This is a genomic window from Actinoplanes sp. NPDC026670 (assembly GCF_040638175.1).
In the GTDB taxonomy this organism is placed as follows: Bacteria; Actinomycetota; Actinomycetes; order Mycobacteriales; family Micromonosporaceae; genus Actinoplanes.
Genome location: NZ_JBEZXU010000082.1, coordinates 38,097 through 49,766, shown reverse-complemented (window position 1 = coordinate 49,766; position 11,670 = coordinate 38,097). Strand labels below are relative to the sequence as shown.

10 protein-coding genes are annotated in these 11,670 nt (G+C 68.8%); all 10 read right to left on the bottom strand.

Annotation, left to right across the window (positions count from 1 at the left end; genetic code table 11):
- Positions 1-298: 298 nt before the first annotated feature.
- On the bottom strand, positions 299-1,609 hold the full coding sequence (locus AB0E94_RS45905) for a ferredoxin reductase family protein (RefSeq protein WP_360340710.1): 1,311 nt from the start codon (positions 1,607-1,609) through the stop codon (positions 299-301).
- A gap of 116 nt (positions 1,610-1,725) precedes the next feature.
- Entirely contained in the window at positions 1,726-2,571 is an 846-nt protein-coding gene (locus tag AB0E94_RS45900) for a hypothetical protein (protein WP_360340707.1), read from the bottom strand.
- 11 nt (positions 2,572-2,582) lie between these two features.
- Positions 2,583-3,077, bottom strand: coding sequence for a SigE family RNA polymerase sigma factor (locus AB0E94_RS45895; RefSeq protein WP_360340704.1), 495 nt, complete (start codon positions 3,075-3,077; stop codon positions 2,583-2,585).
- A 113-nt stretch (positions 3,078-3,190) separates the two neighbouring features.
- Positions 3,191-4,180, bottom strand: a complete 990-nt coding sequence (locus AB0E94_RS45890; protein WP_360340701.1) for a TAXI family TRAP transporter solute-binding subunit — start codon at positions 4,178-4,180, stop codon at positions 3,191-3,193.
- A complete protein-coding gene (locus AB0E94_RS45885) occupies positions 4,177-6,231 on the bottom strand; it encodes a TRAP transporter fused permease subunit (protein WP_360340698.1) in 2,055 nt (684 codons plus the stop codon). The genes AB0E94_RS45890 and AB0E94_RS45885 overlap by 4 nt, the downstream gene beginning before the upstream one ends.
- 280 nt (positions 6,232-6,511) lie before the next feature.
- The gene (locus tag AB0E94_RS45880) at positions 6,512-7,615 is read right to left on the bottom strand and encodes a glycosyl hydrolase 53 family protein (protein ID WP_360340695.1); all 1,104 of its coding nucleotides are present in this window, start codon (positions 7,613-7,615) and stop codon (positions 6,512-6,514) included.
- 24 nt (positions 7,616-7,639) lie between these two features.
- Positions 7,640-8,737, bottom strand: coding sequence for a glycosyl hydrolase 53 family protein (locus tag AB0E94_RS45875; RefSeq protein ID WP_360340692.1), 1,098 nt, complete (start codon positions 8,735-8,737; stop codon positions 7,640-7,642).
- A 78-nt stretch (positions 8,738-8,815) separates the two neighbouring features.
- Entirely contained in the window at positions 8,816-9,832 is a 1,017-nt protein-coding gene (locus AB0E94_RS45870; RefSeq protein WP_360340689.1) for a LacI family DNA-binding transcriptional regulator, read from the bottom strand.
- A gap of 14 nt (positions 9,833-9,846) precedes the next feature.
- Positions 9,847-10,686 carry a carbohydrate ABC transporter permease gene (locus AB0E94_RS45865; protein ID WP_360340687.1) on the bottom strand — a complete coding sequence of 280 codons (840 nt, stop codon included), beginning with the start codon at positions 10,684-10,686 and terminating at the stop codon, positions 9,847-9,849.
- Position 10,687: 1 nt separating this feature from the next.
- A complete protein-coding gene (locus AB0E94_RS45860) occupies positions 10,688-11,659 on the bottom strand; it encodes a sugar ABC transporter permease (protein WP_360340684.1) in 972 nt (323 codons plus the stop codon).
- Positions 11,660-11,670: the final 11 nt, after the last annotated feature.

Sequence of the window (11,670 nt, the reverse complement as noted above, 5' to 3'; positions counted from 1 at the left end):
CCACGCCCTCATCGCCCTCGCCAAACTCCACCTCGGCGGCTACAACATCGACCTACCAGGCCGCACCTAACCCACACATCCACCCGGAGAGCCGGTTTTCACCCTGGCGGCAATCTTGCATGGTTTTTCACGTTTGGGTGTGGTTTATCGTGCAAGGTCTACTGCGCTGGGGAGACCTTGCAGCTTTCTTCCCGTTGGGGCGTGGAAAGGGCTGCAAGATCGGCGCGAGGGTGAACAGTCGTGCAAGATCCAAAGTGGCGCTTCGCCCCGGATCGAGCGGCTCGGGATGGTGGAAGGATTAAGGGGCCAGGCGGAACAGTTCGGCGTGGATCTGGCGTGGGGGGACTCTCAGGGTGTTCAAGGTGGTCAGGATCGCGTTCGTCAGGGCGAACGGGCCGCACACGTAAACGTCGCGGGTGGTGATGTCGGGGACCAGGGCCTGCAGGTTGGCCGGCGTGAACGGCTGGTTCGTGTCCGAGGTGCGGCCGGTCAGGACGTGCAGGCGGGCGCCCTTCTCGCGGGCCAGGTTGCGGAGTTCGCCGAGCAGGACGGCGTCGGCGCCGGAACGGACCCGGTAGAGGACGATCACGTCGCCGGTCAGGGACGGGTCCTCCAGCAGGGAACGGATCGGGGTGACGCCGATGCCTCCGGCGATCAGCAGGGTGGCCGTACCGCTGCGCTGGTCCATCGTGAAGGCGCCGTAAGGGCCCTCGGCGAAGACCCGTGAGCCGATCGGAAGGTCCCGCAATCCGGCGCTCGTCGTGCCGACGGCCTTGGCCGTGAGGCGCAGCGAGCGGCCGTTCGGGGCCGCCGACAGGGAGAACGGGTTGACCTGCCACCAGCGGTTGTGGCCGGGGAACCGCCACAGGAAGAACTGGCCGGCCTTCGCGCCGAGCAGATGCAGGTCACGGCCGGTGACGTGGACGGAGACGGCGTCGTCGGATTCGGGGATGACCGCGGCGACCCGCATCCGGTGCCGGCTGTTGCGGATCAGCGGGATGATCAGCCGGTAGGTGAGCAGCGCCGACAGGGCGAACGCCCACAGCCCCCACCAGTAGATCTCGGTGAGCACGTTGAGGGTGAACGCGGTGCCCTCGTAGATCTGGTGGATGATGCCGAGCACCAGGACGGCATAGAGCAGCATGTGTACGGCGTGCCAGGCCTCGTAGGAGAGCCGGCGCCTGGCGATCCGCACGGACAGCGCCACCACCAGCACGATCAGCGCGACGGCGATCAGGCCGAGGAGCACCGGGATCTGCTTCGACAGGGTCACGAAGGTGGCCAGGAACGACACCTTGTCGTAGCGGGCGAAGCCGAGGATCACGAACGTCGGGTGCAGGACGGCCAGCCAGAAGACGGCGAACCCGGTCCGGCGGTGCCAGCCGGTGAGGCGATCCATGCCGATCGCCCGGTCCAGCAGCGGCAGCCGGGCCACCAGCAGCGCCTGCACGGTCATCGTGAACGCCAGGTAGAGGCCGAGGAGCCGGCCGATCTGCCCGAACAGGTTGTGCGCGGGCGGCCCGGCGATGATGAACATCGCGTGGATCACCGCCAGATTGACGACGAGGTACGTTCCGATCGCGGCACGCGCGACGAACGGTTGAGTCACGGCGGTCTCCCCTGCTGAACCCCTATCTTCAGCGTTGTACCGCGATCATCGCCATCCGGTTCACGACAGAAACGCGACTGCGCCCACCTCCGGGGGAGCGGAAGTGGGCGCAGTCGTCAGCGGAAGCTCGCGTCGACGGCCAGTTCGGCCAGTTCGGCGTCGCTCAGCGGCAGTTCCTGCAGCGGCTTGAGCCCGTTGGAAGCCGGGTCGGCGTAGGTCGGCGACGTCGACTGCATGACGTAGACGACGGTGCCGTCGGAGTGCCGGTAGGCGGCCCAGGCCGTGTCGTCGCCCTCGTGGATGACGCCGACCTTGTTGTTCACCGGCGTGCAGTTCCCGCCGCGCCCCCAGAACTCCTTGGCCAGGGCGCACGGGTTCTTCGGCAGGTTGTTGCCCGGCTCGCTGACCTCGACGAGCAGTTCACCGACGGTGTCGCCCTGGCCGATCGCGACGGCGGCCATGTTGCGCCAGAACTCGCCCTCGATGGTCGACTGGTGGGAGCGGAACGGGATCCCGTCGGTGGTGTTGCCGGACTTCGCCTCGAACGGAGAGGGGACGGCGGCGACCAGGGCGGTCAGCAGCTTCTTGCCGTTCTGGTAGTGCGGGCCACTGTCGGCGGTGGCGTCGCCGCTGTTCTCCGGCGGCCACACCGGCTCGGTCTTCTCGCCACCCGACGGCGTGGTGTCGACCCAGCTCGGCGTCTCGGTCGGGAACGGCTGGACCGCGCCCGACGGCTCACCGGCCACCTGGATGCCCGTACCGCCGCCGGGTTGAGCCTGCCCCGGGATGACGGCGAGGGTGATGCCGAGGATGGCGGCGGCGGAGCCGATGCCGGCCAGCAGGTTGCGCCGGGTCGCCGCCCGGCGGGCCGCGGTGATCGCGGTCTTCGACTCCATCGGTGGCGGCTCCGGGTGGAGCGTGATCGTGTCCCGTAGCGCAGCGCGCAGTTCGTTCTCGTCCATGTCGGTTCCCCTCAGTCGGCCGTGACGGGATGGGCGACCAGGGTGCGCAGCGTGTCCAGGCCACGCGCCGCCTGGCTCTTGACGGTTCCCGCCGTGCAGCCGAGCGCCGCCGCGGTCTCCTCCACCGAGAGGTCCTGCCAGTAGCGCAGCACCAGCACGGCCCGCTGCCGGGGTGGCACCTGGGCCAGCGCCCGCATCAGCGTCACCCGGTCCTCGCTGGGCTCCGGGTCGGCTGCCCGCTCGATCCGGGCGTCGTGTGGCCGTTCCCGTTTCCACCAGCCCCACCTGCCCTCGTCGATGAAGGACGAGATCAGGACCTTGCGGAGGTACGGGTCCAGCGACTCGTGCCTCTGCACCCGGTTCCAGCGCAGATAGAGTTTCGTGAAAGCGTTCTGTGTCAGGTCCTCGGCCCGGTGCCAGTCCCCGCACAGCAGGAAAGCCGTCGCCCGCATAGCGGATGACCGTGCCGCGAAATACTCGGCGAACGCGCTGTCGCGGTCGCTCATGCCGGTCCCCCATCCTGTCGGTCCGCATAAACACGAGGTGACCACCCCGCAGGGTTGCACGGCCGGGCAGGAAAAAAGGGAGGCCGCCGGATCGGCCTCCCTTTTCAGATCTCCTACTTCAGGTCGTCGAGCGCTTTCGCGGCGCCGCGGTGGATGGTGACCGGGCTGGTGTCCCGGGCGGTGTCCAGGCTGATCTCCTTCGCCGCCGCGTTGGCCTGTTCGAGCTGGGTCTTGCGGTCGAAGAGCGTCTTCGTCAGCACGCACGCCACGTTCGGGTCCAGGTTCTCCCGGACCAGCAGCACGTTCGGGACGACGATCGTCTTCACGTCGGCCGGGGTCTTGTAGGTGGCGGCCGGGACGACCCCCTCCTGGTAGACCTCGTTGATCTTCTGCATCTCCGGCAGCAGCGGCGAGATGTCCAGGAACTCGACCTTGTCGGCGCTGGTGGTGAGCAGGTCGGTGATCCCGGGCGTGGGCAGGCCGCCGGAGAAGAACAGGGCGTCGATGGTGCCCTCCTTCATCCCGTCGACGGTCTTGGTCAGGTCCAGTTTCTGCGCCTGCACATCGGTCTCGGCGAGGCCGGCGGCTTTCAGCACCCGGTTGGCGATGACCTCGGTGCCGGATTTCGGGGAGCCGGTCGAGACCCGCTTGCCCTTCATCCCGGCGACGTCCTTGATGCCCGCCTCCTTACGGACGATCACCTGCGTGTAGTTGGTGTGGATCCGGCTGAGCGCCTGCACCGGCTGTTTCGCGGTGAAGCTGCCGGTGCCGTTCACCGCGTCGGCGGCGGTGTCGGCCAGCGAGAACGCCACGTCGTAGGTGCCGGCGACCAGCTGCTGGATGTTCTGCACCGACGCGCCCGTCTCGGCCGCGGTGGCCTGGACGTTCTTGCCGGCCGTGTTGACCTGTTCGGCGAACGCGTTGCCGAGGGCGAAGTACACGCCCGTGGCGTTGCCGGTGGCGATGCCGACCCGGGTGGCCTGCGCCACCTCACAGGTGACGGCGCCGCCGGTGTCGGTGCTGGCGGTGTCCTGCCGGCCGCCACACGCCGCGGTGGCGGCCGCGAGCGTGCTGACCAGCGCGATTCCCACTATTCGTCTCATGCTTCTCCTTCAGGAGGGTGGTGCGGCAAGGGGCGAACCTCAAGGGGGGCCTTTGGTCGCCGTTTCGCAAAACCGGCGAGGAGTACGGCTGCCAGCAGCGTGGTCAGGCCGGCGATGATGCTGGCCGTCTCCAGGTAGAGCAGCAGCAACCCGGAGAGCCCGGCCGCCACCCGGCTCGCCCGGCCGGCCGGCCCCACCCCCGGCACCCATCCGCCGGTCGCGATGGCCAGCCCGAGCACCGCGAGCGCGGCGACGACCGTCGTCCACACGATGCCCGGGAACGACCCGCGGGCCAGCAGGTGCTCCCCGTTCGAGGTGAGGACGAACGCGAGCGGCGCCAGGAACGCGGGCAGCGCGTACTTCAGGGCCTGCCACATGGTCGGGATCGTGCGGCCGCCGGTGATCGCGCTCGCGCCGACGGCGGCCAGCGCGGTCGGCGGGGTCACCTCGGACAGCACCGAGTAGTAGAAGACGAACATGGCCGCGGCCGGCGCCGGCACCCCGAGCGTCAGCAGCGCCGGCCCGATGATCACCCAGCCGATGATGAAACTCGCCGTGACCGGCACCGCCAGCCCGAGCAGCGCCAGCGCGAACGCGGCCAGCACCGCGGTCAGCGCCAGCACCACGGCCGGCTCGTCGGTGATCGCCTTCGCCCCGTTGACCAGCAGCGACGCGAGCTGGGCGCCGAGGCCGGTCTTGGTGGTGGTCGCGGTGATCACGCCGGCCGCGGCACAGACGGCGACGACCGGGAGCACCCCGCGGACCCCGGCGGCCAGCGCGGCGAAGATCCGTGGCGGGGTGAGCCGGGTGTCCCGGTCCAGGAAGGACAGTGCGCCGGCCAGGATCGTCGCGTACACCACCGAGCGGGTGGCGCTCTGGCCCAGCGCCAGCAGCACGACGATGACGATCAGCGACGAGAAGTGGTAGCCGAACCGGGTCAGCAGCCGCCACGCGCTGACCTGTGGAGCGTCGACCGCCCGGACCGCGAACCGCCGCACGTCGATCTCCACGGCCAGCAGGATGCCCAGGTAGTAGAGGACCGTCGGGATCATCGCCCAGCCGAGGACGGTCAGGTAGGAGACGTTCAGGTACTCGGCGACGATGAACGCGGCCGCGCCCAGCGTCGGCGGGGACAGGATCGCGCCGACCCCGGCCGCGGCCAGCATGCCACCGGCCTGCTCCGGCGGATATCCGGCCCGGCGCAGCATCGGCCAGGTGACCGCGCCGACACTGACGGCGGTGGCCGTACCCGATCCGGAGACCGTGCCCAGCAGGAACCCGGCGGCGACCGCGGTGCGTCCCGCCGCGCTGCGCGACCGCCGGAAGGCGGCGACCGAGAGGTCGACGAAGAACCGGCTCGCCCCGGACAGGTCGAGAACCGCGCCGTAAATGGTGAACAGCACGATGTAGGTGGCCGCGACATCCAGCGGCGTGCCGTAGAAACCGCTGCCGGAATTGTAGAGAGCATCGATGATCTGCCCGAAGTCGAGCCCCGCGTGCGCGATCGGCCAGGTCTGCGGCAGCAGTCCACCGTAGTAGGCGTAGCCGAGGAAGAGCAGGCAGACGACCGGCAGCGCCCAGCCGGTGGTGCGGCGGCAGGCCTCGATCAGCAGGACCAGCAGCACCGCGCCGAAGACGACGTCGACCGGTTCGAGAAGCCCCTGCCGCGACAGGAAACCGTTGTAGCCGCCACTGAACGGATTCAATGGATAAAGACAGACGACCAATGCGGCGGCGGCGAGGAGCCAGTCGCCGGCGGTGGGCGTTTCCCGCCCTTTACCCCACCCTGATCGGTACGCCGGGAAGACGAGCGGAAGAGTGCAGGCGAGGAAGATGATCAGGTAGTACTGGCTGCCCTGTGCGAGCGGCCGGAACACCTGCCACAGCACGAGCACGGCGACCCCGAACGCGACGGCCGACACCAGGCCGCCGACCCGTCCGCTGAGCTGCCGCGCGGGCCGCTCCTCATCGTCGTAGTGCACAGCGGGCGACCCGGCCTCCGCCTCGGCCAGGTGCTTGGCACTCCCGACCAGAGATCGATCATCGCCCATGAAACGGACCCTACTACGCGCGCACTCCCCGAGTAACGATCACCACCGCTCACGGTGTCGCACCGCCCCGGCCCGCGTGGTGACCTGCGGTCCGATCCGCGCCACAGGTCACCACGCGAACCGGCCGTTGCGGTGAGGCGGGCAACCAGCCCGGCGGTCGCGGTTCGGCCGCGACGGGCCGCCTGCGTCGCGGTGTAGCCCGGGTGCCTCCTGCTGGCCGTACGAGAAAAGGAAGTGGCCCGGCCCGGGAAGAACCCGGACCGGGCCGCGGATCAGCAGGTCAGGCGGTCCACTTGATGTAGGGGTTGACCTTGCCGCCCCAATCGAAGGTGGCCATGTTGTCCCAGCCGTCGCCGGTGCCGTTGATGTTCGCCGGGTCCCAGCCGTTGCCGGCGATGGCGTACCAGGTGGGTTCCCAGTAGAAGACGCCGATGGCGCCGGCGTTGCGGGCCGTGTTCTGGACCCAGGTGAACTGCTGGGCCTGGCCGGCCGAGGTGGCCGGGATGTTGTCGCAGAGCACGGTGCCGGGGATGGAGTTCTTCTCGCTGTCGGCGTCGGCGGTGGTGAACTGGTACGCCGTCTCGACGATCACCACCGGCTTGCCGTAACGGGTCCGGGCGTCGACGACCACGTTGTACATGTTGGCGAGCGTGCCGTGCCACATGCAGTAGTACGACAGGCCGGTGATGTCCCAGGTCACGCCGGCCGCCTTGATGCCGTCGTAGAACCACCGCATGTTGGTCATGCTGTCCGCGTCAGCGACGTGGATGATCACCTGGGTGCCGCTGTTGCAGGCCTTCGTCGCGTTGTAACCCTGCTTCAGCAGCGACGCCAGCGGGGTGAAGTTGCTGTTCACGACCTGGCCCTTGGGCCACAGCATGCCGACGTTGATCTCGTTGCCGATCTGCACGCTGTCCGGGGTGAGCCCGGCCGACTTGAGGCTGGTGCAGACGTCGTAGGTGTAGTTGTAGACGGCCGTCTGCAACTGGGTGAGCGAGTAGGACGCCCAGGCGGCAGGGGGATACTGCTTGCCCGGGTCGGCCCACGTGTCGGAGTAGTGGAAGTCGACCATCAGCTTCAGGCCCTTGGCCTTGATCGCCGCGGCCTGCTGGAGCACCTTGGCCTTGTTGTTGTAACCGGAGGCCGGGTTGTTCCAGACGCGCAGCCGGGCGTAGTTGACGCCGGCCGTCTTCAGGATGTCGTAGGGGTTGGCCTGGACACCCGAGGCGTTGTAGTACTTGCCGCCGAGGTCGAGCGTGCGCTGGAGCGACGACACGTCGGCGCCCAGCATGGTGAGGGAGGCTGCTTGCGCGGGGGCGGGTGACACCACCAGCGCGACCGCGAGGACCGCGGCCGAGAAGGCGGCTCGGAGGGACGGTTTCATGGTGCTGCTCCTTGAATCGGGGATTTACCGGAGCCAGCGGACGTACGGGTTGATACGCCCGCTGTCGTCGAAGGTCGCCATGTTCTCCCAGGCGTTGCCGGAGTTCTCGATGTCCTCGGTGTCCCAGCCGTTGCCGGCGATGCCGGTCCAGGTGGGCTCCCAGTAGAAGACGCCGATGGCGCCGGCGTCCCGTGCGGTGGTCTGCACGGCGGCGAACTCCTGCGCCTGACCCTGCTGCGTGGCGGGGATGCCGTCGCACGGGGCCGGGGAGAGCATGATGTTCTCGAGGTGGTCGTAGTTCTCGGTGGTGTACGGGTAGGCGGTCTCCGCGATCACCACGGGCCGGCCGTAACGGGACTTCACGTCACCGATCACGGTCGCCAGGTTGGCCAGCGTGCCGTGCCACATGCAGTAGTAGGACAGCGCGGTGATGTCCCACTTGGCGCCGGCCGCGGTGATGCCGTCGTAGAACCAGTGCGCGGCGTCGATGTTCCCGGCCAGTGCCGTGTGCACCATGACCTGGGTCCGCTTGCTGCACGCCTTGGTGGCGTCGTAGCCGGCGTTCAGCAGTCCCGCCAGCGGCGTGAAGTCGCTGTTGTTGACGTAGCCGGTGGGCCACAGCATGCCGACGTTGATCTCGTTGCCGATCTGCACACTGTCCGGGGTGGTGCCCTGCCGCTTGAGACTGGTGCAGATGTCGTACGTGTAGTCGTAGACGTCCTGCTCCAGCTGGGCGAGGTCGTGACCCGCCCACGCCTTCGGGACGAACTGCTTGCCCGGGTCGGCCCACGTGTCCGAGTAGTGGAAGTCGATCAGCAGCTTGTGCCCGGCGGCCTTCGCGGCCCGCGCCTGCTTGAGCACCTTCTCCTTGTTGGAGTAGCCGCTGGTCGGGTCGTTCCAGATGCGCAGCCGGACGTAGTTGACGCCGGCCTTCTCGAGGATCTCGTACGGGTTGTCGCGGCGGCCGCGGGCGTCGTAGAACTTCTGCCCGAGCTCGATCGACCGCTGGAGGGTGGAGACGTCGGCGCCACGCATGGTCAGGCCCTGCGAATGGGCCTGCGCGGGGCTGGGGGTGAGGGTCACCGCGAGGAGAGCGGCGACGGCGAGGGGGAGCTTCCTCATGACACTCCTCATGATCTTCCGTGACAAAAGGGGTGTTTCATTCAACAGCGCCGGCCTTCGGCCCGGTCCGGACCGGCTTCAGGCAGGCGACGAGGCCCGGACCACGAGGCTCGTGGGCACGGTGATGGAGAGCGGGGTACGCCCGGCGATCACATCCGTGAGCAGCCGGACCATCTCTTCGCTGATCCGTTCCAGCGGATGACGGACCGTGGTGAGCGGCGGCTCGGTGGTGGCCGCCAGCCCCGAGTCGTCGAAACCGACCACCCGGACGTCGCCGGGCACCTCCCGCCCGGCCTCACGCAGCACCGGCAGGGCGGCCGCGGCCATCGCGTCGGACGCGGCGAACACGCCGTCCACGTCCGGCACCCGGTCGAGCAGCGTGCGCATCCCGGCCGCGCCGCCCGCCCGGCTCCAGTCGCCGTGCACGATGTACGCCGGGTCGACGGCGATCCCGGCCGCGGTCAGCGCGTCGGTGTAGCCACGCAGCCGGAACACCCCGCCGAACGTGTCCTGCGGCCCGGTGATCGTGGCGATCCGCCGGCAGCCCTGGGCGAGCAGGTGCTCGACCGCGGACCGGCCGCCGCCCCAGTCGTCGGCCGACACCGAGCTGATCCGGTCCTCGAAGCCGAGCACCTGGCCGCACGCCACGATCGGCACCTCGGCCTCGACCAGCTGCCGCAGCAGCGGGTCACCGGAGTGCGGCGACACCAGCAGCACCCCGTCGACGTGCCCACCGGACAGGTACGCGATCGCGCGGCTCCGCTCGTCCGGGGTCGACGCGATCATCAGGATCAGCGTCAGCTCCCGGTCGGACAGGGCCTGCGCCACCCCGCGCAGCAGCACCGAGAAGTTGGGGTCCTCGAAGAGCAGGTGCTGCGGCTCGGTGAGCAGGAACGCGATCGACCCGGACTTGCCGGTGGCCAGCGAACGGGCGTGCGGGTTGGCGGTGTACCCGGTGCGGGAGATGGCGTCGCGGACGGCCCGGACCGCTTCCGGGCTGACCCAGTCACGTCCGTTGAGCACCCGGGAGACCGTCGCGTAGGAAACGCCGGCCTCTCGAGCGACATCACGGATGGTGGGCCGTTTGCGCGACACGTTCGGGATCATAGTCAGGCCTTCACACCACCGGCGGCCAGGTCGACCTGCCAGTAGCGCTGCAACGTGAGGAACAGGGCGATCAGCGGGATGATCGACACCAGTGCGCCGGTCACCACCGAGGTGTACATGGACGGCTGGTTGGCGCCCTGGTTGAGCAGCCCGTTCAGGCCGACCGTGATCGGGTAGAGCTTGTCGTCGCCCAGCATGATGTACGGCAGCATGAAGTTGTTCCAGATCGCCACGAACTGGAACAGGAACACCGTCACCAGGCCGGTCCGCATCATCGGCAGCACCACCGTGCCGAACGTGCGCCACTCGCCGGAGCCGTCGATGCGGGACGCCTCCAGGATCTCGGTCGGCACCGCCGCGGCCGCGAAGATCCGGGCCAGGTAGATGCCGTACGGGCTGATGAAACTGGGCAGCAGCACCGCCCAGTAGGTGTTGGTCATCCCGAGCTTGGCCAGCAGCAGGTACTGCGGGATGGCCAGGATGACGCCGGGCACCAGGACCCCGGCCAGGATGATGTTGAAGACCGTGCTCTTGCCCCGGAACTCGAACTTGGCCAGCGCGTACCCGGCCATCGCCGAGATCAGCGTGGAAACGGCCGCGCCGGCCCCGGCGTAGACGATCGTGTTGCCCATCCACCGCCAGTACAGGCCGTCCCGGTAACCGGCCAGGTCCACCAGGTTGTCGAACAGGTGGGTGCTCGGCGCCAGCGTGAACGTGGAGAACAACTCACTGGCGCTCTTCGACGACGCGATCAGCACCCAGAGGACCGGCAGCAGGCAGTACGCGGCGCCGAGGAGCAGCAGGGTGGTGGCGAGCGGGCTGCGCTTCAACGTGGTGGTCAAGTCAGTCCTCCTGGTTGAAGGCCCGGCGCCCGACGAGCTTGAGGAAGCCGAAGGACAGGATGAACGTGGCGAGCGCGATGATCACCGAGGTGGCGGCGGCCGCGTAGAGGTCGTTGCGGGCGAACGCGTCCCGGTAGACCTTCATCAGCGGCGTCCACGTGGTCGAGATGGTGTTCGCGAGTGGCTTCAGCGTCATCGGCTCGGCGAACACCTGCAACGTCGCGATCAGCGAGAACACGAAGGTCATCACCAGCGACGGCATCACGATCGGGATCTTGATCCGCCAGGCGATCGCCAGCTCGGACGCGCCGTCGATCCGCGCCGACTCGTACAGGCTGGTCGGGACCGCCCGCAGCGCCGTGTAGATGACGATCATGTTGAAGCCGGTGCCGCCCCAGACCGCGATGTTCGCCACCGCCCACAGGGTCAGGCTGCTGGAGAGCAGGTTCGGCGCGGTGAAGCCGAGCGCCTCGATGGCGTCGTTGATCGGGCTGACCCGGGGCAGGTACAGGAAACCCCAGAGCAGCGACGCGACCACGGCCGGCACCGCGTACGGCAGGAAGATCGAGATCCGGGCGAACTTGCCGACCGCCTCCCGGGTCCGGTTCGCGTCCAGCAGCAGCGCGAACAGCAGGGCCAGACCGAGCATGGTCGGCACGACGATCAGGCCGTACGCCCCGACCCGGTACACGCTGGGCAGGAAGTCGGGGTCGGTCAGCGACCTGACGTAGTTGTCGAACCCGGCCCAGATCTCGGTGCGGGACTTGGCGCCCAGACCGAGGCCGCTGACCTTGACCTTGTGCAGGCTCAGGTAGCCGGCATAGACGATCGGCGCGGCCAGGAACGCGGTGAACAGGATCAGCGCGGGGGCGAGGAAGGCGTACGGTGTCCCGGCCTTCCTTCCGGCACGTCGCCGGGGCGCCGCGGCCGGGGCGGCCGCGGTCTTTCTCGGGGCGGTGGTGGTCAACGACATCGCCGAATTTC

Bases quoted from the DNA above. Each gene is read 5' to 3' on its own strand.
- AB0E94_RS45880 (WP_360340695.1), bottom strand. From the start codon at position 7,615: ATGAAACCGTCCCTCCGAGCCGCCTTCTCGGCCGCGGTCCTCGCGGTC.
- AB0E94_RS45885 (WP_360340698.1), bottom strand. From the start codon at position 6,231: ATGGGCGATGATCGATCTCTGGTCGGGAGTGCCAAGCACCTGGCCGAG.
- AB0E94_RS45860 (WP_360340684.1), bottom strand. From the start codon at position 11,659: ATGTCGTTGACCACCACCGCCCCGAGAAAGACCGCGGCCGCCCCGGCC.
- AB0E94_RS45900 (WP_360340707.1), bottom strand. From the start codon at position 2,571: ATGGACGAGAACGAACTGCGCGCTGCGCTACGGGACACGATCACGCTC.
- AB0E94_RS45875 (WP_360340692.1), bottom strand. From the start codon at position 8,737: ATGAGGAAGCTCCCCCTCGCCGTCGCCGCTCTCCTCGCGGTGACCCTC.
- AB0E94_RS45895 (WP_360340704.1), bottom strand. From the start codon at position 3,077: ATGAGCGACCGCGACAGCGCGTTCGCCGAGTATTTCGCGGCACGGTCA.
- AB0E94_RS45890 (WP_360340701.1), bottom strand. From the start codon at position 4,180: ATGAGACGAATAGTGGGAATCGCGCTGGTCAGCACGCTCGCGGCCGCC.